Genomic DNA, 24972 nt, shown 5'->3' on the forward strand with positions numbered 1-24972 from the left:
ACGTGCTCTGCCAGGACAGGATCCTCCGGCGTCAGTAGAAAATTCATAATATGAACTTTTGACGACTGATGGGAGCATCCCCATGCGAGCAGCTGTCGTGGCTGCCTACGTTCATATTATGAATTTTCGGCATGCTCCCGAGATCGGCTTCGCTCTGATGCTAGGTCGCAACACCGCCCACCACGATCGACAGCGGCAGCCGGGTAAAACGAAATTGGCTCGCGCCCCCCCGTGCCTCTTCGCGAGACCGGTTCGAAATCTAAGCGATCAGGAACGTATCATGTTCAAACCTCCACCAAATTGCCTGCAGCTACGCCCTTGTACAGACCTTCCATGTGACACGCTGGATAAGTTTCACGGACTGCGCCACGAGTTACTTCTGCGAACCCATCGAAAAACCGCACTACCATTTCGCGGCTGACATGATGGAACGTCTTGTAACGGCACGCCTCGGCAATTGCATCTAGGCGGCCGCCAGACGCTTCCGACGATGAATGCTGGCGCTCGCTCGGGCTGCGCGGCTCTGACAGCGTAGCGCGTGTCTCAGAGCATCCAGGAGCGTTTGCTAGTTTGCGAGCGACATACGCAAAGTCATCACCGGAATTCAACAATGACCGAAGGTACTTCACAGCTCGTCCACCAGTGATGCCAGAGTTAAGCAAGAGGTGCCGCTTAACGATCCACACGTCTTGGAGACGTTGGCCAACTTGTTTTGCCAAGCCCATTAGCGAAAAGATGCCGAAGAGGTCTATGCCAAGTTCACGCTGCAATGGCCGGAGATCGGCTGGTAGGCCGTTTGGTTTTTCAGCCTCGTTGTTAAAAGAAGCTTCTTTTTTATAAAGGCAGTTGTTAACCCCTATGCCGTGAGACATTTCGGTCTCTGATTGAGGAGCGGATTTGGCCGTTACCGCGACTGGTGCTGGCGGGTTTCCTGGACCGGATGACGAAACTTGCTCATCGATGGTTGGCAGGCCAATAAGCTTGCGAAGCGGGTCTGCCACAAGGTATCGCCTGGCCGAAAACTTGCCCCAGCGATTACGGCCGTCATGTAGCGGGTCTGGATCGAGCCAGCCGCATTCCAAGCACAGCGAAATCGTGCGCGTCACCGTTTTTGTGCTCACGCTCAGTTGCGACGCAACCTTGTGGACGCTGACGCTGATTTCCTTCGCCGGCTTCCGGATGCGGGTTCTAGCCACCAGGTCGATAAAGACCCTCATGAAGGACTTCGTCAACTTAGCTCGGATATCGGGATGAGTCTCAGCTCGAAGTAGGTAAGGGCGTATCGGGGATGGGTAGTCCTCATAGGCACTCAGCATGTCGTTATAGGTGAGGTTAAGCACGTAAACCTCCACTAAGGTGGTCACATACCAGTACTCCGGGGAATACAGTGTCCTCCGAAAGGACCGGATAATAGAAATTTAAGCGCACAGCCGCCCCTGTGGTGCTTGGCACCGCAAAAGTGTTTGACTACCGTGCTGGAGGGGGCTAAGATGAAGTTCTCTAGTCGTCACCTGAGTCCACCGCTAGCGCGGGACTGAAAACGAAAACCCCAGCTCAGCTGGGGTTTTTTATTTAGCTCATTACATTCCGAGCTCCTTTGTTTGTTGAAGGCGCTCCGGTCACACCGGCGCCATTTAGTTTCAGTCGAACAGAAGGTGGCTCAACTTGCGAGTTGATAAAATTCATAATATGAATTGCGCGAGATTGCTTCTGATCGGCGGTAAGAAAATTCATAATATGAACACCCGCTTCCTTTGAGGAGTTAAACGCGTTCATATTATGAATTTTTTTAGCAACTGCCTGGAAACCACGGCCGACAGGGCCGGTAGCCCCAAGCAACGATTGACTAAACGAAAACCAAAATACCCCACCAACTGCTGCGAGTGGCAGGGCAGGGCAGTTGGTGTAGGGGTGCTTTGGTGTCATGGGGTCTATTCGCTGGTTTCGTCCGGTGCTGAGCTGCTAACCTCTTTGGCCTGGAGCTCAAGCCATGCTTGCAAATGCTTTTCAAAAGCCGCGATATCCAGATCCGGTACTTTGCAGTTCACGACAACCGAGCGCTGGTCCGCGCTGATTTTCGTCGTGAAGATGAGGCGACGCCCGTTTGTAATCAAGTTCGGTTCCGATCCGCCACGTTCAGCTTGTCCCTTGATCGCTTGAAGCACCCACGACTTCAAAGAGTTTTGAGCGGCACCTTCCATCAAACGTTGCACGCCACGCTCGATGTCCAAGAGATTGTCGGGGTAATCGGCACACAGTTTCTTAATAACCGCTCCGGTCTGATACCCGAACAGGTCAGGCTTCGAATCCAGCATCCGGACAATCTTTGCTGGCAGTTTCAGCATGTCCAAGCATCCACTTACTTTTACGGTGCTCTGCCCGAAGTAACTAGCGACTTCGCGTTGGGTCTTGCACAGACCTTGCCTCAGTGCCGTAGCAAACATCAAGGCATACTCGTAGTCAGTAAGCCCAACACTCCCAACAGCAAGCAGCAAAGTTTTGGCCTGTGCTTCCCCATCGGTCAGCTCTTCCACGTACGCGTCGATCTCGGTCCAGCCGAGCGAACGTGCAGCGCGAATGCGGCGGTGCCCGCTGATCAGCTCGTACTTGCCGTTAACCATGCGAACTTTGATAGGGTCTGCGTGCGCAGCCGTATCCATGGTTTCAGCCAGGCGGTCGATTTCTTCGGGGTCATACTTGAGGCGCGGTTGGTACGGAGAGTCGATAATTTCCGCAACCGAAATTTTGCGCGCGTCTTTACGACTATCGGGATGGTCATTTTTGCCGGCAGCCGGCGGGGTTTCGCCGGTTTGTGGAGGTTCGGCACGATTCGGCAGTTCGACCACTGATGGAGCTGAGACAGTGCGAGCACCGACCAACGGCTTTCGCTGGTCGTCGCCTTCACGCGCTGCAATTCTCCCCGACGCGACCAGGCCGCTGACCTTAATGGGTGCACGACTCATGCCGCCCTCCCCACGCTTGCAAGTGGGGCCAGGCTGTTGACGTCGGCCAGCTTGATGTCAAACATACGGATCAGCGACTTGGTAAGGTCCAGCACGTCGCGGGCGCCGACCGAATTTGGCTCCTTCTCGAGAACGGGGCCGTTATTCTTTTCATCGAAGGCGTCGTTTTGACGGACAAATCCGATGAAGTCGCGCACGATGGTGTCGTTGATCTGGTCTGGATAGGTGCTAACCAGCTTGGACAATGCGTCGTTGTGCGGCTTCTTGGTTTGGTTATAGCGATTAACGATCACGTGATAGTCGAGATTAAGCCCGGCATCGGCAAAAGCCGAGTTCAACTCGTGCACGTTTGAATCGAGGATCTCAAGGGCCTTCGTACTCGGCCCCTCCGGCACGACGACCGCGAGCAGTGTCTTGCAGGCTGTCATCAAGGTGTTCGTGAGCAGTGATGTCGAAGGTGCTGAGTCAATCAGGATGACGTCGTAATGTGCGAAAACGTCGACGTAGCGCTTGAGCAGCCGTGAGAAAACGAACTCGCGATTCGTGGCCCCCATCAACCAGGAGTCGCTGTCTGCGAGCGTGATGTCTGCCGGGATCATATCCAACATGCCGCCAGCGTAGATTGGCCAGATCGCGGCCTGTACGTCGACGAAGTCTTTCTCCTTCTTCTCGTTCCGATTCATCAAATCACCGATATGGGTGATGTTTTCCGAAACCCAGTCGATGCCAAACAAACCGGTCAAGGATGCCTGCGGATCGCCATCGATCATCAAGACCTTGTGGCCCATCATTGCCAGGGCAGAGGCGACATTTCCGCAAATGGTCGTCTTGCCAGTACCACCCTTGGCCATCCGGAAGTTCAGGATCGGCGGAACAGTCTTTTCCCGAGACGAATCTTCCGAGAGCGACAGCATACTCATCCGAATACGGCGAATGTCCTCCGCGGTGTATATGCGGTGGTACTGACCCTTATCGGCGACGTTGTACTTTTCCCTGAACGCTTTAGGCGAGCCAGTGAAGCCGCACAACTCTTGTGCCAGACGAGCCTTCACGCCGAATGGGCGAGCGGACATGGAACCTCCTGAATATTGTGTCAACTGATCATACAGCCGGCGGGGTAACATTGCAAACGGAAATCACATTAAATGTACCTTACGGCTATCAATGTCATTACGGGTGAGTGTCCACGCGAAAGGTATGGTTTCGCTCCTCTGGCACCGAAGTGACGCGACCTCATAACGAAAAAAGGAAGGTAGCACTGTACGAATGAGCGTACGGTTCAAATACTATTGAAAAAAGCTGACTATTCGCCGACGGGGATAAAACTAGCGCGACGGCCTGCGGCTGTCGCGCTGACGCCATACCTGTTGCGCTCAGTGGCTGTCGTCCATCGAAGCCATTCTTGCCACGAGCGCCCGAATATCACCGATCTGCAAATGAGGTTCATTGGCTAGCAGTTGGCGGTAGAGTAGGGCGATGATCTGGATCGTGTCCACGGGGCGCACGGGCAGCGCGATCGCTGCACGTCCCCGCTGGATCACACGGACGAAGTAATGCGAGTGCTGGAAATCTACGAGTAACGACTTGTCGTGTGCGGGGCCGTGGCCATCGAACTTCACGCTGGGGATCAGGTTTTCGAAAAGCGCCAGTGCCGTGTAAGATTCCTGCACTGTGAGCTGAACGATGATCTTGTTCTGCCAGTCGAACTCACGGCGGCCGGCGCCCAGCGCCAGAGCACCTTCGATCTGGATCGTGTGCTGGTTACTCGAGCGCGTGCGCGCTTCGCTCACGCACAGCGCGGCGCTGCCGCCGAAAATTTTGAAAGAGTAGTAGGGCGCTTCAATCGGTGCGGCCGGTGCCGGTGTCGCCGCAACAGCGCGGGCGGCCACCTGCAGTCCAGCGACCTGGAGGTAGGCGACAGCCCGGGCCCGGTTGCCGGGATTCGCGTTCGCAGCCTTGATCGTTTCAATACCGGCACAGCCGTCAAGCCTGGCCGCGGCAATGATCGCCGGCAGGTCGAACTGGAAGCCCAGCTGCTCGACCGTGCGGCGCACTCCTGGGGCGATCGCGTGCACGACGGCGGCCAGCTGCTGGCGGCGCTTGGTCTCGCCGACAGCGAACCATCTAAGGTCATCGGCAAAGGCCTTTCCGTCAGCGGTGCCGACGAGCTGGCGCAGCTGCTCGCTTGTGACTGATGGCAGCCGGGCGCTGGCCAGCGTCTCGAGGATTGTGGAGAGCTTCATTTTTTCGGATCGTCTTTGATGCGCGTGAATTTGTAATCGGCAGCGGAGCGCTCGAGCGCCAGGCCGAGCACGTCCTTCAACTGGTCTGGACTGGCGCCGTTGTCCAACTGTCCTTTTGCGAACGTGTTGCGCAATGTCCGGCCGCCAGCTCGAGACATGTCCAGGCCGGCTCGCTCAAACGTCGCGCGGATCTGCTTGTAGACGGTCTTGTTCGTCATCTTGCCGCCCAGGACATTGGCCGGGAACACGAAGAGCCCGGGCAGCGCCAACTCCTTAACCATTCTTTCCCGTTCGTCCAGCCACGGTCGCAACTCGGCCACGCCTTCGCGGGGCAAGGGAGTGATGTGTTCGTAGCTGGTGTCATGCTTTTCCTCTGGCGTGATGGTCAGGTCGACCGAACCGTCCAGCGCCACCTGGTGGCCGACTTCGTGCACCAGAAGACCGATCGCTTCGGCCACTCGCAGGCCGGCCAGCGCGATCATGACTTGCATAGCGCGATCGCGCCGGCGCTTCCAGCCGTCGAACGCCGTCACGCGGCGGCGCCGCGGTGGATCCGCCGGCAGGGCGTCGAAGAATCGCTGGAGCTGCTCGGGCGAGAGTGTCCGGCCGGCGTCGTCTTTAGGCAGGTCGGTGCGGTCGGTGGAAAGTATCGCCTGCTTCGCTGGATTGGGTATGACGCCCAAGTGTTGATAGCAGCGTTCCAGGAGGCGCAGGTACCGGTAACCGATCTTGCTGTTGAGGACTACCTTCCCGCCGTCGACGCGGTTGACGAAGCGGACCAGGTCGCCGTGGGTCACCGTCGAAAACGTTTTACCCTGTTCCGCTATCCAGGCGGAGACGTTGGAGAACATAGAAATATAGATTCTGGCGGATTCGCCAGAGACCAAACGGAGCATGCCGTCGGCTGGGAGACGCTGGGCGGTTTTTGCGAAGGCTTCGGTGCCGACGAATTCCTTGAACGCCTGGACAGGGTCGCTGTCCCACGAAGTCAGGTTTTTCATGGCGAGAATCAAAGTATGGTTGTCGCCAAGTATATCACGAAAGGTAATTAACCCACGGATAAGCGCCGATACCCCAAGGTGTTTTTCTGCTGCTGACTCCGGTTAAGGGGTGTGGCTCTCTTTGCTTTCTTTTTCCTCTTTTCTCTCTCTTAGATCTTTTAGCACTGGGGTTGTAAGAGCGGCCAGGGGCGTTCGGACTTAGAACAGCCGAGGTGTGTCTGGAGGGGAAGGTTTGATCTTACTATTGGTGGGTTAATTACCTTTCTATGCGACCGATAGCCTGCCGCGCTATGTGGGCGGGAAGAATAATGCACGGGGCGCGATGCTGGACATGGAGCAAATCCATGGCAAATTTTGGCGCGATTTAGGTGGCGTGGACCGAGATTGATCTACTCGTCGCCCTTACGTCTGTTGTATGAAAACTGGTGTGCTCGTACACTGATCCGGTCCAGCGTCAGTCATTGGCCCTCGCTGGCTTTAGTGACAGATGCGCACGATTGAGCACACCGTGGCGCTTTGTGAGTGTCTAAATGGCCGATCATCTAACTCCAGCAGCCGCTATGTCTGAACCAACGACGCTTCACAATGCATTGACCATCGACCAGTTCCATGCTGCCGGCGTTAGCGCGATCCTAGACGCCCATCCGCACCTGGTTCTCAACGACCTACGACATCCTCTACACATTGCCGCCAATCTGGCCAGCGCAGACAGTCGTGGTCCGCATGCGGCCATTCTTAAGCTGATGAGCGAGACCTGTTCGATGGCGCTGCAGCCATCTGTGAAGACTGCTCCACTAGCTCCCTTCGTCAACTGGGGCGATGGCACTGGCAGCATGGGGCCCGAACACCTGCAGCCTGAAGACCTGGATTTCATTGCCAGCGTGGCCGATGTCATCACGCACCGCGCGCTACGCGCTCGCCTAGGCGATCTTGTCTGGCTCAAAGCCAAGCGGCATGGCAACCGGTTCGCACTACGCGCCATTGACGACTACCGGGCGGCGCCGTTGGATCATTCGACCTGGCATACGCATGGCAGCACTAGCTGGCACCGTGCGCTTCAGCTAGCGGTCTCGCTACGTAGCGTCGCTAGTGAGCGCCTTGAAGCTATGGTCACCGAGCTGACAAATGCGTTTTTCGATCACAAGGATAACGAAGGGGTTGTGGCGCTGGCCTATCTTCGACCGCTCGAAGCTGAACGGTTAGGAAAGTCTGCTGCGCAGCAGATTGCCGCACAGCTGGCACTCCTTGCTCGTCGAGAAGCAGACCGACCCCACGCGTTCCACGCCGCTGCCTACTCGCAATCCGCAATCGACTGGTTTAAGAGGGTAGGAGACAAAGCAGGCGCAGCTGCCATGCTGGCGCTGCTGGGAGAAACCTGGGAACGTCACGGCGACGCCACGCCCGCCCCGCTGACACGGCATGCTTTCTACCAAGATGCCATCGTTGCCTACCGCGGAGTCGCTGGCCGCTTTCGAGACGCACATGATGTACCTGCTGCACTCGAGCGAGCACGTTTGAAATACGAACAGGCCGGCCGCGACTCTGTAGGTGAGATGATTTCTGTCCCAATGCCAGCCTTCGATGTTACTGACCTGGTGCGCGCCGCGACGGAACATGTCCAGCGTGAGGACTCGTTGCAGGCGTTGTACGCCTTCTGTGAACTCGACACCACCCCTGTGAAATCCGAGCATATGGCACGTGCGCAGGCCACTTTGGGCGAAAGTTTCGTGGCGCGCTTATTCGGGGTTACCACCCTTGACGGCGACGGCCGTGCCGTCGTACGCACTACGGCGCCGGCGGCTGATACAGCTTCGGAAGAAGACCCGCGCGTGGTTCAAGAGGCAATGCTCGACTTCGTCCGCGGTGCCGAACTAATTGCACGCGCGATGATCATGCCGGCGCTTGCGCAGATCAAAATCGACCACGGCTTCACGATCGGCGACTTCCAGACGCTGGCGCTGTGCAGCGGCGTTGTGCCGCGCGAGCGAGCAGATATCTTTGGCAAGGCCCTGTATGCAGGCTACTGCCACGACCTCGAACAGGCGCTGCACATCCTAATGCCCCAGTTCGAGCACGTCGTGCGCCAGGCTCTTAAAGGCGCTCAAACTATCACCGCGACGCACGAGGACGGAATCGACATGGAAGTGGCGCTGTCAGCACTAACGGAGCGATCACAGATGAGCGAGGTGTTTGGCGAGGATATGACGTTCGCAATCCGCTGCTTGATGTGCGTCCAGGGCGGTCCCAACTTGCGCAACGCTGTTGCCCATGGGCACGCCGGCGCCGAGGAGTGCGAAAGCCCTGCTGGCCTGTACACCTGGTGGTTCCTGCTGCGACTGGTCGTGAGGCAATATCAGATACGCGCCAGTGCGCCGAGCGCACCGCCCGTGGATGCAGCCTCGTAGCCACCATGACCAACATCGGGCGGACGCTGCCACGCTTGACATACTAAGTTTCCGAGGGCGACACATTTCGGCGTTTACCGTCTTTGACTAAACGCGTGATTTGGCGAACGCTGGCGTTCAACACTGCAGCGACAGCCGGTGGCGGCGGCCACTCCATCGCAAACGAAAGGATCGTGCTAGCCCGTCAATGGTCACGGTGTCCATCGGGGCGCCGTTGCAGGTCGCTGTATACAAAGCGATTGTGCAATTTGATCTGCTAAACCCGGCATCCATTTAACCGATCGAGGGGACGTTTAATTGAACGCAGGATGCTGGACACGGCAAATAAGTTGCTGTAAATTAACGCTGTCGGCCTCCGGCATTTTTGTACCCAGAATACAGCTCGTTTGTCTATGCACTGCATAGACAAGTGACGCGAGTCACTCACTCCTTTTTTAACCCGCTATGCGGAATCTATTAGGAGTAGTGAAAAATGAAAGTCTTAACCCAAGCAGCCAAAGCAGCACACCAGTCCATCCTGGAACAACCTCAAGACGGCCAACGCTACTCGAAATTTCCCGTCCATGAGCTGGAGTTTTGGCAGAAGCTGTTTGCCCTCGCAAAATCGCCGATCAACGCCCAGCAAGTACTGGACGAGATCGGCGAAATCGAAAACGAAAATGAACCATGCATCGAGAATGAGCGCGTTTTCCGTAACGTGCAACAAGCACGCAGCTTCGCAAGGCTTGCCTTGTTGAACTGATTAGTGCAGGTCGAGCATTAAGCATTTGGCGACAGGAACCTGGCAACCCAGGGTCTTGTCGCCCATTGCCAACGCCATGTTGGCCACGTCGACGAAACCTCTCGCCTTCATTTCTGGTTCCGTTTCGCGCATCGTGTTGCTGAACAGGTTCACGAGATTTTCTTCCGATGGACTGTCCGGATCGCTCGGCGCTCCCGCTTCACGCAAAAATCGCTCGTATGCGTCCTCTGGCAGGCTGTTCAGATCTGTCGTCATAAAATTCCTTCAAGTAATAATGTCCCCATTGTAGACGCCGGTGCGCGTCACGCAAGTCGACATCCCATCCCCGTATCTGCCCTGCGAAAGCGCAGATCCTACTCAGGACACCTCTTTCTATAGCCGCCCTGCGGCATTTACTAGAGGTCTCATGTATCCAACAAACCCAGTCGCTAGTGTCAAGCCGGCTGTGGCCCTGCAGTTGAATTTCTTCGATGACGTTGACGAAATCGCCATCACTCCATCGAAGTCTAGCAAAGCACGATCGCCCGGCCCCGCGCCACTCCACGACGCTCCCGCGCCGTCGTCTAAAGCTGTCAAGGCCGCCAAGCCTGGAATGGTTGTTCAGACCAAGCCCGCCGCGCCCGTTCCTGCGACACCGGCTCCGGTTGTCGAAGAGTTGCTGGTCGACCCCGATGAGCCGATCTCGGTCAATCTGGAAGGGATCGAAGCGAGCGACACGCCAGAGACCATTCTGGCGAAACGCATGTTCCTGCGCATGATGTGGGACGTCGAGGGCAAGTCCGAAGACGTCGAACCTGACCTGTTCGGCCAAAGTTCGTTGGCAAGTCATAAAACGAGTCAATCGGACCTGAATCGTCTCGACGCATTGGTCTGGCTCTACAGTCTCAATCCAGACGGGAGCCTTGTCATCATCGAGTGGGTTTGCGATGTGCTGGGCTTCGACCCAAACGGCGTGCGCCGAATTGTAGGCCGTAGTCTCCGCAAGGAACTCAAGCGCCTAATGCACCTCTTGTCCACCATGTTAGGTGAGCATCACGCACAGGTATGCGAAGACAAAATCTCCGACTACCTCGACATCTCCAACTGGAGCATCAACTGAGCTGAGCATCCTGCTCCCGGCCCTTCAACCCGCAAACCATCACCCTGAAAGCAATTCATGAGCAGCACATTCGCACCCCTATTTGCGCAGGCACCTGGTCTGACCAGCACTTTCGCCAACATCTTCAATCCATCAGGCAGCACCAGTCCGACGAGCTGCAGCACTGACCTGTCCACGGTTATCAAAGATGCTGCCCAGCGCATGAAATACGTTGCCGTTTACCTCGACCGTGACGTGAGCGCAGTGACGATCTCGACCGAAGGTCAGGAAGACATCTACATTCAGGACCATGAAGCCGATGACTTCATCAGCGCAATCCACGACCTTTACCCCAAAGCTGGCGACGTCACAGAGGACGAAGCGGCCAGCTGTCATATGTGAAATCCGTCGTGCGTGGAGTCGCACTCGGCGCGGTCCTGATGTCGCCACAACTGGCATTTGCCGCCGACGGAACGGAATTCTTCTGCGCCATCACAAAGTATTTCAAGAACATCGTTGGCGGAGCAGCGCTCGTCGCGCTGCTTATGGAAAGACTGCAACACGGCGCTGAAGGCGCGCGGCTCCCTGCTTATCTGGTTGGACAAGGGCATGTGCTGGCGCGGCAGTGCCAGTGGCAAGCGGGGCCGGCGCCCGAAGTATAGTGAGGCGGCGATCCTAGTTCTGCTTGACGATAAAGGGCTTGTTCAACTTCGCCCTGCGCCAGGCGATGGGCATGGCGCAAAGCCTGTTCAAGCTTGCTGGCCTGGACCGGTAGGTACCCGACTTCAGTACCATTAGCCGGCGCCAGAAGTATCTTTCGGTGACGGTCGGAGTGCAGCCGACGACAACGGGATTGCACCTCCTGATCGACAGCCGGGCATCAAGATGCTGGGGGAAGGCGAGTGGAAGACCAAAAAGCATGGGGCCGACTATCGTCGCCAGGGGCGCAAGGTCCACCTTCGTAATGAAAAACGCCCGGATAACTCCGGGCGTTTTCTTTTGTTGCTGCCGCTCTACCTGGCTATTTGCGCGTCGTGCAAAGATTCACTCATGAACGAGTCGTGAATTTCCACTCTTTGTTCACTACCACGTTGTTGACGCGGCCTGAGAATTTGGCGGTATAAACCGTGCCTGCTTTCAGCGGCGATTTAGCAATCAAAAACGCGACGTTTGACGACAGATAGCGGTTAGGATCGTTGTCCTTGGTCACGATACGAGCATCCATTGGCCCGGCCGCGCCAGCCTCCGTGAGCGTGAAGGTGACGACTTCAACAGTCGCCCCTTCTTTGCCAAGGACGCTAACTGGATAACCTGTTTTGGTCGGAAAGTCGGCATTGGCCGTCGACAGCTCTGGGAATGGGTTCGGAGTTTCGACGCCCACATGCAGTCCGACGGCAGTTTGGTTTGCTGCAGGGTACAAGCCGACGAAACCGCCCGCTTGCCTCTGCGCCTTAGTGGTGCCCATTTCCATCACTACCGTTTGCGAACGGTCTTTACCAACAGCGACGCCGATATCATTGACGCTTTGCATCATGAGTCCTGCGCGATGATACACGGTCGAAGCGAGTCCATCAAAAGCTACTTGGGCTCCCTTACCGCCGGCGAAGGCAAGTTCCTCGCCAACATAGGAGCCGGCGTAACCAGCGAACTTTGCACGATCGAGTTCCTGAATACCAGTGAACAGCAGTTTGTCTCCCTGCTCGATGTGGAACATTGACCGACCAGTTGCTGCGTCATTGGTACGCATGTTGACAGTGCCGCCGTTCAGAATGTCATTCTTAAGAACGTAGTCCAAGTGCTTCGCCGCTGCGGTATCCAGCAACGTGTTTTGCGCCAACAAGCCTAGGCCGATATCAGAGCGGAATTTGTTGAGCGCGGTGACGAAAACGTACTCCTCGCTTGCAACTGCATAGGAAAAAGCCGGGACACTGGTTTGAATGTCCGAAGGCGTAACCGTCGGAACCGGCGCTGGCGCAGGCGTCCACACAGGAGGGATCACCGCAACGGGAGGAGTCACAGGAGCGTCGCTTCCACCGCCGCCGCCGCACGCAACGAGGGTCAGAGCGATAGCGACAGCGGTAACGGAAGTTTTGAATTTCATCATGGTCTTGCCTTTAGTGAGAAGTTCAGTACGTTTCTTTGATGAAACTTATAACCATGATATGGCAGCTTCAGATACATGCAAGCCGACAATTGAGTCGGAAATCCTATCGATTTCTGAGCCGCTTTCATGAACTGAGAAACCTTCGATATTGGGACAGTGCAACATATCCTTTCCGATTGGAGTGTCCTGATGAGCCGTACCATCATTTCAACCGCCACCCGATGAGCTGCCATTGCAGCAGCTGTTACAACCGCTTTGGCAGTCTCCGCGCGTGGTGGTGGCAGCGGTAACACAGTCAACGAAAAACCTGGCGTCGCCCTGTTCACGGACGCGGGTTCCGCGGTGACGGTAACGCTCGGAACGATTGCGGAATTCAGCATCGGCGGTGGCGCACAAAAATTCGTCAGCTACAGTGATGCGAACGGTACTTCCGTGAACATCCTCGTCGAAGTGCGTTAATCCAGCTGTACCAAGGCCTGCGCCGAAACGCGCAGGCCTTTTTTTATTGAGAGATTCCGAGTATGCGTATGCCCCTTTTGTATAGCGTGTTGGCAGTGGCCATGTTGATCGGCAGCGTAGCTACGGTCTTACCCGCGCACGCAGCGCCTGGTACGCTAACCCAGCAGCTCGCTCCTAAGCTAGAACCAATTCTTGGACCCAAGATGGTCGAGAAGGTCATGCCTTCTGCTCACGCAGGACTATACGAAGTGCTTACGCACCGAGACATTGTCTATACCGACAAAACGGCTTCGTTCGTGAGCTTCGGTCCAATTGTGGACACTGCCACAAAAGTCAACCTAACCGAAAAGCGACTACAGGAATTCAGCAAGTTCGTTTTTAAGGGCCTGCCTTTCAAAGACATCATCAAGATGGTTAAGGGTAACGGGTCGCGTGTAATCGCCACGTTTGAAGACCCCAACTGCGGTTTCTGCCGCAAGCAGATGACCGAGGTGGAAAAGCTGGACAACGTGACGATCTACACTTTCCTGATCCCGATCCTGGAGCCCGATTCGATGGTTAAGTCCACTGCGATTTGGTGCGCGAAGGACCAGTCTGCTGCTTGCACTGGTTTCATGACCGGTAAGGCGCCGCTACCGGCAGCGCCGGCAGGGCGTTGCGAAACCCCATTCGAGCGCAACACCGCGCTGCAAGAGAAGCAGCGCATTACTGGCACACCGGCCGTTTTATTCCCGGACAACAGCAAGACGCCTGGCTACGTCACGGCCAATGTCATCGAGGCCAAGTCAAGAAATAACGCATTAAGCTCCCGCCCGAAGAAGCAATGCTCTCCGACCGCAACATACATCCAACGTTCACCGCCGGTGCCGCCCTGGTGCTGGCGCTTTTTGCCCCGATCTCTGCGGCGGCCGACTGTTTCGACGACGCAGCCCGATTTCACAATGTCAACCCGTGGATTCTTCGCGCGATTGCTGCAGTCGAATCCAATTTCAATCCAGCCGCCAAGCACCCGCGCAATATAGACGGGTTGGTAGACGAAGGCATGATGGGAATTAACAGCGTGCACGGGCCAGACCTTGCTCGGTACGGCGTTAGCACCGGCGACATGGGCGATGGTTGCAAGTCTGTATTTTTGGGAGCTTGGCACCTACGAAACAGGATCAATGAACGGGGTAATAACTGGCAGGGGATCGGAACCTATCACAGCAAGACCCCGAGCAAACGTGATGCTTATGCTGCAAAGATCCAGCACATTATCAACTTCTGGATTGAGCGGTGCATCATTCCCCGGTAGGCAAATACTACGACGAAAAAAGGGAAGACAGCGTGTTTTCCCTTCTGTATTCCTACACGCGCTCTAGCGTTTCATCTCTCGCAGTACCGAATTATAGGCAGCTAAAAGCACACCTTTCTCCTCGATATCTGCAGCTGCTCTCGCTACCGACTGCGCAAAACCGAGTCTGGAAAGAGTCAGCGCATGGTAAAGGCGATGGAACGAAATCATCGCAAGTTCAAGCGTAGCGCCCGGCACTGTGGCCATGTAGACCGAGCTGTATAGGTTCCACCAGGTAGCGCGGAGATCACCCGTACCAGCAAGGTATGCCTGAACCGAGCGTGGGTCTTTCTTAGCGGCGTCGGCGCCCCAACCGCTCGAGGTAGTGGCTGGCGCCTCCGGCGCACAGCCAGCGTGTAGGGAACTGAGCAAGGTGGCGCGGTCGCGGCGGGCCCAATCATGCTGGTGGATGTCGGCGTTGTTGGACTTCCGGTTAAACATGCTGTACTCCTTCGGTGGTTAAGCCAAGAGTAGCAACGGAAAGTGGCGGCCCAAGTCGGGTTTGCGCCGTCAGGGTTATCCAGCTCTCTTCCTCAGATGTTCCATCAAATGCTCGCGTAGCTTTGGATCAAGTGACGGGACGACACGCGAGAATGCCCGGCCTACTGCCGCCTCTTCGGAGCGGGCTGTTCCCTGATCAATTCCAATCTTCCACGCTGCCGCCAGCGCCACCGCTCCAATCAACGCACCGACAACCGCATACCACGCAGGAACGTATCGGAGGACGGCAGGACCCGACATGCTAGCGTTCGCGAGTTTCACACTCTTAGATACCTGAGCGTCGATGGCCTTCAACAAATGGGCTCGCTCAGCCGTTTGGAGTTCGAGCTGCACCGCTGCAGCGCGTGCTGCGGCATCCGCTCTCGCAGCGGCCGCAAGTGATTCGGAAGCGCAGCGCTCTCCGGCCTGGGTGAGAACCAGCGAGGCATTACGTCCGGCTTCATGCACTGCGGCAGCTGCGAGCCTACCAGCCGATTGCATTTCCTCCGCCGACAGGCGGGCAACCTCATTAAGCTTGTGGGAAAAAAGGATTGCCCCCGTGACGATGGGATCGTCTTCTGGAATGCTTTCGCCAGTCGTTGTGAACAGCTCTAGGACGATCGCTTTGCGGATCGCGGGATCACCCATCGTTACAGATCGATCTTGTCGAGTTGGCCATCGATATCGCGACGCATGATCTTCAGGCGGTTACGTTGCATCGTCATAAATCCGTCGTCCTCATCTGCTTCGTTCCAAGTCAATCGGCGGGCATGCATCGAACGCAAATCGGCTTCCGCAGTTTTGTGATCTTTCTTCTCCAGTAACACTACGCCAAGCACACGGCTTTTAAACTGCTCGTACCCGGTAGTTTGGATGAAGCGCTTCCCGTTCAAGGCAACAGGGCCAAAAAATTCATTTTCCCAAACCACGATCGGACAATCGCTCATTTGCAGGATTGCCTTTAGTCCGCTGACGGTCTCATGCATTGCAACGCCACCAACAAGTGGCGAGTGAATTACGACGCGGCGGCCCGACTCGACCAGGAATGAGAAGACTTCGTTCGCGGCAAGGTAATTCACCAGCGGCAAAAACGTAGGTGCGCCAGTGTCGATTACCCAATCCGTGTCCGACTTCAAAATATTTTCCATCAAGACATCGAAACGAGTTGGGTCAATATTGGCTTCGTTGTCGGCAATGCTGATGTGCTCGACATTAAGAGCGCCGAACTGCTTGAAGGTTGGACTGGTCGGATCGAGGTCGACGCAATTCAAAGGACGTTCTAGCTTAGCCAAATACTGCGCCAACGTCACGGCGATTAGTGACTTACCGACGCCGCCTTTGCCCATCATTACGAAGTGAATAGTATTCATTGCTCATCCTTATGAAAAAAAATCGTCTATCGGCCCGAGTAAAATCTTTTGCGCTTTACTCATTGGTGCGGCGATGGTTGGTACTACTTTGACGGACCCTACGGCATCCTTAACCTGCTTCGATCTATAGAGCGGTAGAGGAACTTCTACAGTTATATTCTTCACATCGCGTCTCCGTCTGATCCGGTGTATTGTATTTTTGTAATATCCAAATGTAAGGTCGAGTCCTATCGTATTTTTGATGTTTTCGAAAATTGCTGTATGGCTGTGCCCAGCCGAGAGGGCTGCCTCAATCTCCGGGAGCAGATCGGTGATTTGTGCAGATTTTGATTTCACCTTCGGCAATGGTTTAGTTAGAGAAATGGAAAGACGTGTCATTATTTGATGCCGTTAAGCTGCTTGATTTGAACGATGACGTTGTGGGGCACAGAATTGAAAATGCTATCTCGATGCTACCGCAATGCTCCCAAGATGCCATACCGACGCTATCGCATTGCTACCTTAGTGCTATATACGGATTGGTTGCTACTTTACACAGCGAACGATATGACTTTATGACGAAAGCGCCATGTTTTTTGCAAGGATTAGCTTGCACTTTCGTCGCCGCTACCTATAGAATTCCTTTCGTCGCTATGCGGCATTGTTGTAAACCTCCCCTTTTCCGTTCTGTTGAATCGAAAAGCACCAATTAGTACGCCGCCTTAGCGGCACATCTCCTGACCAGGGAAGTTTGGCCTGGCACTAATAAAGCAATCCCTCCATATCCTTGTACGCCCGTGGCTCTCTTGCCACTTTTTTTTGGCACAGTGCAGGAAATACGGTGGAACACAGAGTGTCGACGAAAGTTAGGCTACATCAGCGTTTCGAGACATTTAGGAACACAGATTTCCCACAGATTGGAACTGCCACTCACTTGGGAGGCACATTTCAAGGGTTCTCAGTGTCCTAGCAACAGCAGCTCGACAGCAGCTGCGCCCATGGTCCGGGTCTGGACCGCATCAATACCAAGAGACGAAGAAAGGCGGATATCGGGAATGCTCCCCGACGCATGAATCGCTGGCCCTGCGGCCCGTGCTAATGCAGCCTCCGCGACACCTACGGGTGTGAGTAAGACCATCGGGTGCGAGCGCCACCACAGACCTGCCTACGGGCGGGAAGCGCTACGTGAGAAACCACGTGAGAGTTCAGGGCCTGGCAGCAGCAAGTCAGGCGATCGGTGACCGAAAGGTGCCGGCGCATTGTCTCTTTGCCAAGAGGGGAGACAAGGCGAAATCAAGGTTCTTACGTTTGGGTCCCTCTCCCCGGCAATGAGCAATGGTTAGCACTTTGTTAAGAGGCCGTATCCCCTTATGCGTAGCGAAATGCGCAATGGGATGCAGCTTCCCTAACGCATCTTTTTCTTAGACTGGAGATATCAATGGACTCGCTCAAAACACAACTAGACGCTATTCTGGCGAAGCATGCTGGCACGCGCGTAAATGGCTCGGTCGCCAGCGATCGGACAAGCGAAGCTGCACGTGATTCATTGCATGCGAGTTTCGCCCGCTTGGTCAAACTTGGGTTTCGCCTCCAAAACCCGGAAAACCTAGGTGCCAAGCACATTCAGGCGCTGTGCAATTTTTGGCACGAGAATGGATACAAGCCAAAGACGATCCAAGGGAACCTGTCTCAGCTGCGCATCTTCTGCCGCTGGATCGGAAAAGGCGAAATGGTGAAGGATGCGGCGCATTATCTGCCTGATGTCCCTCGGGAGGAATTGCGTGTGAAAACCATCGCGGAGAAAAGCAAAAGCTGGGCTGCGAATGGAATTGACGTAGCCGAGAAGGTGCGCGAGGCCGATGCCATAGATTGGCGATTCGGGATGATGCTTAGGATGACAGTCGCATTTGGTCTGCGCCGTATGGAAGTCGTTCAATGCGTTCCATGGAAGGTAGATCGCGTGAGCAAGTTTGCGGCTTATAAAACTAAGGGTGGCCGCCCACGCGATATTTATATCGATACCAACGAACAGCGAAAAGTGCTCGACCATGTCAAGGCTTTGCTAAAGCCGAACGAACGAATGGGTTGGCTCACGCAATGCGATGGCAGTAAAGCCAGTCTGGAATATTCACTTTCGAAATGGAATAAGATGCTGGCCAAAGTCGGAATAACAAAGCAGGCAAGCAATTGCACAGGCCATGGAATGCGCGCGCAGTATGCTGAGAACGCGGCTCTGATTGCCGATATGATTCCGCCTACGCTGGGCGGGTCGGGCGGACAGATGCCTAGAGAAGTTCTAGACGTCAAAAGAGTCCAGGTAAGCGAATTGCTCGGACACTCCCGAAAGAGCGTAACCGGTGCTTATTACGGCACTTTCCGTCGAGACAATGGTCCTGACGCTCCAGGCCGTACTAAGGATGCTATCGCGGCTGCCGTCCCATTGATTCCTGCGGAGAAGCTGAAAAGCGTTCCGCAGGATCGGATGAATGATTGCATTCGTCTTACCGCGGAACTGATGACGGCCAGCGCATTTGTCGAGCCGAGTGTGACGCAAGCGCTGTGGGAGCATCACAGCAGCCGGCATTGCACGGATTGGCTGGTGCCGGGAGTTCATAACATCGCGGCTCTCGAAGCGGCTGCCAATCATTTCGCTACCGCTCAATAAGGCTTCAAGCAAAAAAATGCCTGGGTTGGCCAGGCATTTTTTCTTCTTGCTTGATTCAGCTACAGCCACTCGGTATGGTACGAGAGGCTAGCCGGTCGTGGCGCTACGCGCATCCTCGAGCCTGATTTGCGCGTTGGTCAGCATTCGTTTGCCGGGGTTAAGTAGGGCCTTTACGCTGCAAGGCTACTAGTCCCGTTTGTTTGCAACTGTACCGCTTGAAGCTCGCGGACACCATTGAGATATTGAAGCTGCGGCACGGCAGGGTGCTTGGCACTGGCGCCGGTATGCTCGCGATAGTCCCCCATCACAGCCCGCAACTGGCGCAGGGTCAGGCCAGTTTCCTCGTGCATACTGATAAGCAAGGCCGGCGCTACGGAAAGCCGACGCTTCTGGACCTTGCAAATTTGCGAGGGATTGACATCAAGCCTTGTCGCGAGCTGCCGATCGTTACGGGCACCCAGCAGTTGCATTAGGGTATCGAGAAGTAGTGTGGGATTATAGTGCGGATTGTCTGGTCGCACTGCCTCGTAAGTGAACTTGTACATATCAGCTCCTATAGCGAGTCGTCTTGCTCTCACGGCGCTCTTGCGCTTTGACGCAGAGTGTCGTCGTTGGACAGATGAGTAGCCGCCAACGCCGATCATCTCGCCTGTTTCGGCGCACCATCCAAACTCGTCAGCCTCGATCCGCTTGAGCGCTGCGCGAACGTCGAGCAGCTGCGCCGCGTCACGAACCCGGGCAGCAATCGCGAGTTGGTGCTCTTCCTCGGCGCTTGCACGATCGATCGGATCCGCACCCGCGTTGCTGCCCCTGATCTCGGCCGCGGACAACTTGGCCCTGGACTGCAGCGACTCCTCAAGGGCCACCAGCAATCCGTGGAAGCATCGCTTCTGCGCCTCGCCCAGCTGGCAATCCGTATTGAAAACAGCCTACGACCGCGCAGATTTGGGCTGCGGATGCAAGGGAAAAGGTTCGAGGCGCCTAACGGTGAAATATCACGAGGGGAGTGATCTATTCTCGCTCGCACGGTTCAGTCTGACCGGAGGGCAGCATGCTGCTGATTGCCAGTACAGCGCGAATTTTGCGCAGAGTCGCGGAGGCGGGGATAACTTCGGAGTAATCGATCAGCAACCGGATGGCTCAGTCAAGATCCGCCTGGAAATCGGGATGCTCGAGCGCGGTGATGCTGCCGGGCCGGCCGGACCCACCGGGGCGCCAACGGACCGCGTTCCTTCGGTCAAGCAGTCGTCAATGAAGCTGCTCGGGTTGCTCCACTATCTGTGGGAAGAAGCCGGCCTGAACTAGTGGAAGCCAGCGTTCGCGGGAAAGCGAAGGGCCTCGCTGTCCTACTGGTGGATCAACAATGCAGCCGACAATGTCTGGGCAGGGCAGGTAAAGCTGGTCGACCAGTTGCTGTTGCCGGCATTTGGTGCGGATGCACGTGAGGCGGAGCGCAATCGCACGCGCGCTGCTTTGGCGTTGCAGGCCAAACATCGCATGCTTGTAATCGCACCGCTGGCCAGTTTCACGCGGGAGCGCTTTGATGCAATGGCTCGACAGTTGAAGATTGGAGGCTTCCACGGGATTCCTATGACGTTCATGCAGAATGGCCTGTGGGACAGCACTGTCCGACGGTTCCCGAACGCAATAGCGGCGTGGCGCGGCGGACGTAGAACAGTTGCGATCGCGCAGGTAGAACTGAGACAGGGCGGAAAGGGCGTGTATGCCTCCGTTATCGACATGGCGCTCATGAGTATTACGGCCGAGTTCTTGCCAGTAGAGTCGAGTTATGAACGCACAGTGGCCGATTTTCTGGTGATGCAGGGCCGCTCATGCATGAAACCACTGTGCTACCAGGCCAGCGCCGACCTGGTGCTGCCGGACTTTATTTTGACGGATACGCTTCGGGAAGTACCAATGGAGGTCTTTGGTCGTGACGACGCGCGGTACCTCCAGCACAAAGAAGAGAAGAGCGCGCACTACGACGAACAATACGGAAAATCAGGGTGGTGGAGCTGGGATGCGGCTTCCCATGGCGGCAACGTGTCGAGCGTGCCCTCATTCCCACCTGCGCGTGGATCAAGTGGGAAATACGGCGACAAGGTTGAATAGCGGCGCCAGGGAAGCAACTGCAATGAAATCTGGAAAACGAAGCCCGGTTCCTTGCCCGACTACTTGCAAGTTACTCCCAGAATGCGATACACCCCCATGATCCGTCTTTTCAACTATTGGCCTCGTGCACACATAGAAAAAAGCCCGACATTCGCTCGGGCTTTTTTTCGATTACCAGGAAAGCGCCAGTGCGTATTCGCGACGTCCCCGTCAGAGGACGCGGATCAGCCATTGTAATTAACGCTGCTTGGGTTCCAGCTCGCGTTCTGGTAATCGCTATCGTCGATGGCTTCATCGTCTTCAACGCTACTGCTCGAACTGCCGTTACACATAATGAAGAGTACGCCCACAGCCAGAAGGATGTGGATCGGGTTGGTATTCATGAGAGTGTTAAAAAATTCCATCACTTAGTGCTCCAGAAATGCTGTTCGGTAAAGTACGATCTATATGTCTATAGTAACCCTCAAACTTCATGGCGCAAGTCAACAAACCGATCAACGTGAAGAAGCTGGCCGCTCGTGTTGGAGTCCTGGTTGCCGCAGCCTTCTGTGTCAACTTACTTTTGAGCCCGGCAACGGAAACGCAGCTCGATGCGTCGGCGATGAGCGCAATCACGACCGATGCCACATTCAAGACCACCCTGGGCAACGGATCGCGAGCTATACACGTTTTCCTGAGCACTGAGTGCCCATTCTGCCGGCAGATCGAGCCTGAACTGGATCAGCTCGACAACGTCACCGTGTACAGGCACATGCTTCCTGGCACCACCGAGTCAAGCCGCCGCTTGGCCGTGAACGTGCGGTGTGCGGACGATCGAGTGAAGGAGTGGAAGGAAATCGCGGCAGGCAGACCATCAAGCTTTGCGAAATGTGATGGAACTGCCTTGGAAAAAAATCTGCTGCTGGCGCGGCGTTTGGAATTGACTACGACCCCGAGCATTGTGTACAAAGATGGGCACGTCTCTACTGGAATGCTTTAGTCCGTCGAGATTGCCAGCCGCATTTCTAAGTCAGCAATGCGCTGACAACGCCCCGTAGGGTTCGTCCAAAGACGAACGTTAGGGAAGGTGGGAAGCGCAACAGTCTCCATATGCAGGCTGCGGCATTGGACCTACGGATCGAAGGGGTCAGCCCTGCCGCCCTGAGCAGGTTCGGTCGATACCTGGCCGGGGGAGGGGTGGGGTACTATCCATCAAAAGGTTTTACCTACCTGGACCGAGGCCGCATCAGGAGCTGGGTAGGCTGAGAACAAAAAGATATCCACAATTATTGTGGATAAGAAAGCAAAGTGGCCCTTACCTGTCATAGGTAAGGGCCACCGTCGCTTCGGGCCCAACAAAAATTAGGCAGCAGTTTTTGCTGGGTCGTGAGCAGCCGCTGCGTCGAAGATGGTCGTCTGCTTCGAATGGTCGACCGCGCCGTCGTTCTTCGCCTTCTCCAGCGTCACCATGATTTCTAGCAGCTTTTCGCGGGTGGCCGCGTTCAGTTTCGCGAAAGCCGGGTCCTTCTTGACGTTCGCAAGCGCGTCATACATCGCCGGCGCCGAACGTTTGACCGCCTTCGTGAACGGGTTGTTGGGCTTAATGTTCTTGCGGGTGAGCTTGACCGGCTTGCCTTGGGCCTCCTTCTCGGATGCCGCTTCCTCAATCATCTCTGCGGCCTCTTCGCTGCCATGCTCTTTCAACAGCTGAACCGCGAGCGTGACTGTCAAAGCATCATTGGCCACCCGAGCGCGCAGCTCCTTTGGGGCCGCCATCAGCAGCAGGAGACTTTTGCCCCATTCACCGGACAACCCCAAGCGACGCGCGATCTCACTATTTGGCCTGCCTTTATCGGCCGGCCGTTTGCACGCGATAGCGTACTCATAGGCTGAGTGTGGATTGCTCTTATTGCCCTGAACCATGGCAACTGTCAGGTCTTCCATGTCAATAGGCTCTTGCCTTTCTCCTTCTTCGATGGGATCACGATCACAGTTACTTCAGTGATCGGAGGCAGGCCTGCCGCAACCCTGCGGGCGTTTGCGATCGGAATCGCCAGGAGCCGGGTATGTCCATCGAAAATGTAGATTAGGTCTTGCCCGAAGCTTCGTCCCACTGGAGGGTGCCCGACATCGGTTTGTGAGGGAACCAGCCTTCTTAGAAGAGCGATTCGGCGTATTCGTCGATCTTGGCTTGGTATGCGTCATTGTGGACGCGGATATTGAAGCCTTCAATAATCCGCAGTTGTTCCACTGGTAGTTTCCAGAGGTCGCTGGAGCCGGCGCCGGCGGCCTTCATGGCGTCTTTGAGGACGTCAGGATTGATCAATGCGGTGAAGTCGGCTTCCAGCTAATCCATGTTGTGCATGAAGGGGCTCCTGATTGATATACGAGTAGGTACAGCGCCAATGAAGTTTGGCAAGCGATGAAACTGCGGGAGCAGCTAAAACTCGACCCCGAAATTGCTTGACAGGGGTACGTGTTTTAAATGGAATCAACAACTTAGCCGACTAGAGTGATGGACACCGTGTCCATCGTTGACAGCGCTCGAGTAAGCATTGGCAACGCAACCAGACTCCACTCAGCTTAATCGCCGGTGTCAGTCGAGCCTAGCGAGGGCTGGCGCTTGTCGCCCTGAAAGCCGAACACTTCCTTGCGCAGTATGGTGAACGAACGTAGGAACGGGCCCATGTTTTCCTCTGCTACTTCGGCCATGGGACTGTGCAGTGCGCGGTCGGCGGTGATAAGGGCGTCGAAAAGTAAGTCGGCCTCATCCGAAATGATCCGCATCGTGCAAGTCGCCGCTGGAGTAGCCTCGGGTAGTTCGTAAGGGCGTGCAAGATCTTACAGGCTGTAGTGGTCAAGTAATTTCGGACACGGTGATAGGTTCTTTCTCTGCCATTGTGCGTTCATAGACGCTGGGCGGCAGATTGCCCAATACAGAATGCAGGCGCTCGCAGCTGTAGAAGCCGGCGATTTAATTGGCCACGTCGAGCTTGGCCTCTGCATGGTTCGCGTAATTGCGTTGCCAGACACGTTCCATCTTCAGGTTCAGGAAGAAGCGCTCAGCAACAGCGTTATCCCAGCAGTTGCCCTTGCGGCTCATGCTGCAGACGAAGCCATGTTCGTCGAGCAGGGCTTGGTACTGGTCGCTCGCGTACTGGCTGCCGCGGTCGCAATGGACGACCAGTCCGGCCGCTGGGCGACGCGCGTGGATTGCCATGCGCAGAGCATCGCAGACCAGGGTGGCCGGCATGCTCGGCGCCATCGCCCAGCCCACAACTCTGCGCGAGAACAGGTCGAGCACGACAGCCAGGTAAAGCCAGCCGGCGCCGGTCCGAATGTACGTGTTATCCAAGGCGTAAGCCACGTTCGGCGCCGCCGGGTTGAATTGCCGGGCAAGCACATTCGATGCAATTGGCAGTGCATGCTTGCTGTTAGTCGTGTGCACGAACTTACGCTTCCATACTGGCTTCAGGCCGGCCTGTTGCATCATGCGGCGCACTTTGTAACGGCCGACCTGGAGGCCGCTACTGGCCAGCGCCGTGACAAGCCGGCGGCTACCATAGCTCTGACCACTGCTCATGAACGCGGCACGCAGATGCACGCTCGCTTTGCAAAGAACCGGCTTGGCAGTACGGTGCTTCGCTTAGTAGAATCCGCCCCGGCTTACGCCGAGCAGGCGACAGGTTTGTGCGATAGGAACGGCCTTCATTTGCAGCTCGTCGATGAGTCGGTAGCTCACTTGAGCTCGCGTGCAAAGAAGGCCGATGCCTTTTTTAACACATCCACATCACTACGAAGCTGCTGGTTTTCCTGCTCCAGCTGGCGAATGCCTTGCTGCTCAGCCGTCAATGGTTTGCCGATGCCGGGCTGGCCTTTTTGCTCGGCCTCGTACTGCTACATCCAGCGACGGATCGCCGTCACGCCGATATCCATTGTCTGGCTGACGTGCGAGATACTGAGGCCTTGTTTTGTAATCATACGGACGACCTCGAGCTTGAAGCTGGGGTCAAAATTGCGGCGCTGCCTGGTCATGTAAACTCCTTCGAAGGTGAATTA

At 55.8% G+C, this 24972-nt stretch carries 27 protein-coding genes and 3 pseudogenes; 13 read left to right on the plus strand and 17 right to left on the minus strand.

The window, feature by feature from the left end:
* Positions 1 to 284: 284 nt before the first annotated feature.
* The 6 genes from NX775_RS23305 to NX775_RS23330 all read right to left on the minus strand — a co-directional run bounded on the left by NX775_RS23305 (position 285) and on the right by NX775_RS23330 (position 6207).
* Positions 285 to 1217, minus strand: coding sequence for a hypothetical protein (locus tag NX775_RS23305; RefSeq protein WP_258838156.1), 933 nt, complete (start codon positions 1215 to 1217; stop codon positions 285 to 287).
* A 355-nt stretch (positions 1218 to 1572) separates the two neighbouring features.
* A complete protein-coding gene (locus NX775_RS23310; protein WP_258838157.1) occupies positions 1573 to 1926 on the minus strand; it encodes a hypothetical protein in 354 nt (117 codons plus the stop codon).
* A 5-nt stretch (positions 1927 to 1931) separates the two neighbouring features.
* Entirely contained in the window at positions 1932 to 2963 is a 1032-nt protein-coding gene (locus tag NX775_RS23315; RefSeq protein WP_258838158.1) for a ParB/RepB/Spo0J family partition protein, read from the minus strand.
* A complete protein-coding gene (locus NX775_RS23320) occupies positions 2960 to 4036 on the minus strand; it encodes a ParA family protein (RefSeq protein WP_258838159.1) in 1077 nt (358 codons plus the stop codon). The genes NX775_RS23315 and NX775_RS23320 overlap by 4 nt, the downstream gene beginning before the upstream one ends.
* 300 nt (positions 4037 to 4336) lie before the next feature.
* Positions 4337 to 5206 carry a hypothetical protein gene (locus tag NX775_RS23325; protein ID WP_258838160.1) on the minus strand — a complete coding sequence of 290 codons (870 nt, stop codon included), beginning with the start codon at positions 5204 to 5206 and terminating at the stop codon, positions 4337 to 4339.
* The gene (locus NX775_RS23330; RefSeq protein WP_258838161.1) at positions 5203 to 6207 is read right to left on the minus strand and encodes a tyrosine-type recombinase/integrase; all 1005 of its coding nucleotides are present in this window, start codon (positions 6205 to 6207) and stop codon (positions 5203 to 5205) included. The genes NX775_RS23325 and NX775_RS23330 overlap by 4 nt, the downstream gene beginning before the upstream one ends.
* A 530-nt stretch (positions 6208 to 6737) precedes the next feature.
* On the opposite strand from NX775_RS23330, the gene NX775_RS23335 reads away from it, so the two are divergent.
* The gene (locus tag NX775_RS23335; protein ID WP_258838162.1) at positions 6738 to 8612 is read left to right on the plus strand and encodes a DUF7380 domain-containing protein; all 1875 of its coding nucleotides are present in this window, start codon (positions 6738 to 6740) and stop codon (positions 8610 to 8612) included.
* A gap of 472 nt (positions 8613 to 9084) precedes the next feature.
* Positions 9085 to 9354: a hypothetical protein gene (locus NX775_RS23340; RefSeq protein ID WP_258838163.1), complete on the plus strand. Its 270-nt coding sequence runs from the start codon at positions 9085 to 9087 to the stop codon at positions 9352 to 9354.
* On the opposite strand, the gene NX775_RS23345 is transcribed toward NX775_RS23340, so the two are convergent.
* A complete protein-coding gene (locus NX775_RS23345; RefSeq protein ID WP_258838164.1) occupies positions 9355 to 9609 on the minus strand; it encodes a hypothetical protein in 255 nt (84 codons plus the stop codon).
* A gap of 151 nt (positions 9610 to 9760) precedes the next feature.
* Here NX775_RS23345 and NX775_RS23350 point away from each other — a divergent pair, with 151 nt between their 5' ends.
* The 4 genes and pseudogenes from NX775_RS23350 to NX775_RS23365 form a co-directional block, all read left to right on the plus strand.
* Positions 9761 to 10453 (plus strand): hypothetical protein, encoded by a 693-nt coding sequence (locus NX775_RS23350; protein ID WP_258838165.1) that lies wholly within the window; start codon positions 9761 to 9763, stop codon positions 10451 to 10453.
* Between the two features lie 57 nt (positions 10454 to 10510).
* A complete protein-coding gene (locus tag NX775_RS23355) occupies positions 10511 to 10834 on the plus strand; it encodes a hypothetical protein (protein ID WP_258838166.1) in 324 nt (107 codons plus the stop codon).
* 38 nt (positions 10835 to 10872) lie between these two features.
* Positions 10873 to 11094, plus strand: coding sequence for a hypothetical protein (locus NX775_RS23360; RefSeq protein WP_258838194.1), 222 nt, complete (start codon positions 10873 to 10875; stop codon positions 11092 to 11094).
* Positions 11000 to 11392, plus strand: a pseudogene (locus tag NX775_RS23365) (IS5 family transposase); the annotation flags it as partial. The gene NX775_RS23360 and the pseudogene NX775_RS23365, both read left to right, overlap by 95 nt.
* 88 nt (positions 11393 to 11480) lie before the next feature.
* Here the strand turns inward: NX775_RS23365 and NX775_RS23370 are convergent.
* Positions 11481 to 12536, minus strand: a complete 1056-nt coding sequence (locus NX775_RS23370) for a CAP domain-containing protein (protein WP_258838167.1) — start codon at positions 12534 to 12536, stop codon at positions 11481 to 11483.
* A gap of 255 nt (positions 12537 to 12791) precedes the next feature.
* Here NX775_RS23370 and NX775_RS23375 point away from each other — a divergent pair, with 255 nt between their 5' ends.
* The 3 genes from NX775_RS23375 to NX775_RS23385 all read left to right on the plus strand — a co-directional run bounded on the left by NX775_RS23375 (position 12792) and on the right by NX775_RS23385 (position 14289).
* Positions 12792 to 12995 carry a hypothetical protein gene (locus tag NX775_RS23375; protein ID WP_258838168.1) on the plus strand — a complete coding sequence of 68 codons (204 nt, stop codon included), beginning with the start codon at positions 12792 to 12794 and terminating at the stop codon, positions 12993 to 12995.
* A 101-nt stretch (positions 12996 to 13096) separates the two neighbouring features.
* On the plus strand, positions 13097 to 14017 hold the full coding sequence (locus NX775_RS23380; protein WP_441295290.1) for a DsbC family protein: 921 nt from the start codon (positions 13097 to 13099) through the stop codon (positions 14015 to 14017).
* Complete coding sequence (locus NX775_RS23385) at positions 13963 to 14289, plus strand: lytic transglycosylase domain-containing protein (RefSeq protein WP_370660617.1); 327 nt, start codon at positions 13963 to 13965, stop codon at positions 14287 to 14289. Before NX775_RS23380 ends, NX775_RS23385 begins: the two co-directional genes overlap by 55 nt.
* 63 nt (positions 14290 to 14352) lie before the next feature.
* Here the strand turns inward: NX775_RS23385 and NX775_RS23390 are convergent, their stop codons facing one another.
* From NX775_RS23390 to NX775_RS23405, 4 genes are all read right to left on the minus strand, one after another.
* Entirely contained in the window at positions 14353 to 14769 is a 417-nt protein-coding gene (locus tag NX775_RS23390) for a hypothetical protein (RefSeq protein WP_258838170.1), read from the minus strand.
* A 75-nt stretch (positions 14770 to 14844) separates the two neighbouring features.
* Positions 14845 to 15456, minus strand: coding sequence for a hypothetical protein (locus NX775_RS23395; protein ID WP_258838171.1), 612 nt, complete (start codon positions 15454 to 15456; stop codon positions 14845 to 14847).
* A 2-nt stretch (positions 15457 to 15458) separates the two neighbouring features.
* Positions 15459 to 16178 (minus strand): nucleotide-binding protein, encoded by a 720-nt coding sequence (locus NX775_RS23400; protein WP_258838172.1) that lies wholly within the window; start codon positions 16176 to 16178, stop codon positions 15459 to 15461.
* Between the two features lie 9 nt (positions 16179 to 16187).
* Entirely contained in the window at positions 16188 to 16556 is a 369-nt protein-coding gene (locus NX775_RS23405) for a DNA ligase-like domain-containing protein (protein WP_258838173.1), read from the minus strand.
* 1039 nt (positions 16557 to 17595) lie between these two features.
* Here NX775_RS23405 and NX775_RS23410 point away from each other — a divergent pair.
* Positions 17596 to 18822, plus strand: coding sequence for an integrase domain-containing protein (locus NX775_RS23410; RefSeq protein WP_258838174.1), 1227 nt, complete (start codon positions 17596 to 17598; stop codon positions 18820 to 18822).
* Positions 18823 to 18992: 170 nt separating this feature from the next.
* Here NX775_RS23410 and NX775_RS23415 read toward each other — a convergent pair whose 3' ends face one another.
* Positions 18993 to 19727 carry a TraR/DksA C4-type zinc finger protein gene (locus NX775_RS23415; protein WP_343829621.1) on the minus strand — a complete coding sequence of 245 codons (735 nt, stop codon included), beginning with the start codon at positions 19725 to 19727 and terminating at the stop codon, positions 18993 to 18995.
* On the opposite strand from NX775_RS23415, the pseudogene NX775_RS23420 reads away from it, so the two are divergent.
* From NX775_RS23420 to NX775_RS24225, 3 genes and pseudogenes are all read left to right on the plus strand, one after another.
* Positions 19654 to 20934, plus strand: a pseudogene (locus tag NX775_RS23420) (DUF1173 family protein). The gene NX775_RS23415 and the pseudogene NX775_RS23420 sit on opposite strands and share 74 nt — an antisense overlap.
* Positions 20935 to 21406: 472 nt before the next feature.
* The gene (locus tag NX775_RS23425; RefSeq protein WP_258838175.1) at positions 21407 to 21913 is read left to right on the plus strand and encodes a thioredoxin fold domain-containing protein; all 507 of its coding nucleotides are present in this window, start codon (positions 21407 to 21409) and stop codon (positions 21911 to 21913) included.
* A gap of 41 nt (positions 21914 to 21954) precedes the next feature.
* The gene (locus NX775_RS24225; protein WP_370660618.1) at positions 21955 to 22179 is read left to right on the plus strand and encodes a YcbK family protein; all 225 of its coding nucleotides are present in this window, start codon (positions 21955 to 21957) and stop codon (positions 22177 to 22179) included.
* Positions 22180 to 22275: 96 nt separating this feature from the next.
* On the opposite strand, the gene NX775_RS23430 is transcribed toward NX775_RS24225, so the two are convergent.
* The 4 genes and pseudogenes from NX775_RS23430 to NX775_RS23445 form a co-directional block, all read right to left on the minus strand.
* Entirely contained in the window at positions 22276 to 22857 is a 582-nt protein-coding gene (locus NX775_RS23430) for a ParB/RepB/Spo0J family partition protein (RefSeq protein WP_258838176.1), read from the minus strand.
* 211 nt (positions 22858 to 23068) lie between these two features.
* On the minus strand, positions 23069 to 23239 hold the full coding sequence (locus tag NX775_RS23435) for a hypothetical protein (RefSeq protein WP_258838177.1): 171 nt from the start codon (positions 23237 to 23239) through the stop codon (positions 23069 to 23071).
* A 257-nt stretch (positions 23240 to 23496) separates the two neighbouring features.
* Positions 23497 to 23700, minus strand: a complete 204-nt coding sequence (locus NX775_RS23440) for a hypothetical protein (RefSeq protein WP_258838178.1) — start codon at positions 23698 to 23700, stop codon at positions 23497 to 23499.
* Between the two features lie 70 nt (positions 23701 to 23770).
* Positions 23771 to 24948, minus strand: a pseudogene (locus tag NX775_RS23445) (IS3 family transposase).
* Between the last annotated feature and the right edge of the window lie 24 nt (positions 24949 to 24972).

The organism is Massilia aurea (assembly GCF_024753205.1).
Taxonomy (GTDB): Bacteria; Pseudomonadota; Gammaproteobacteria; order Burkholderiales; family Burkholderiaceae_D; genus Telluria; species Telluria aurea.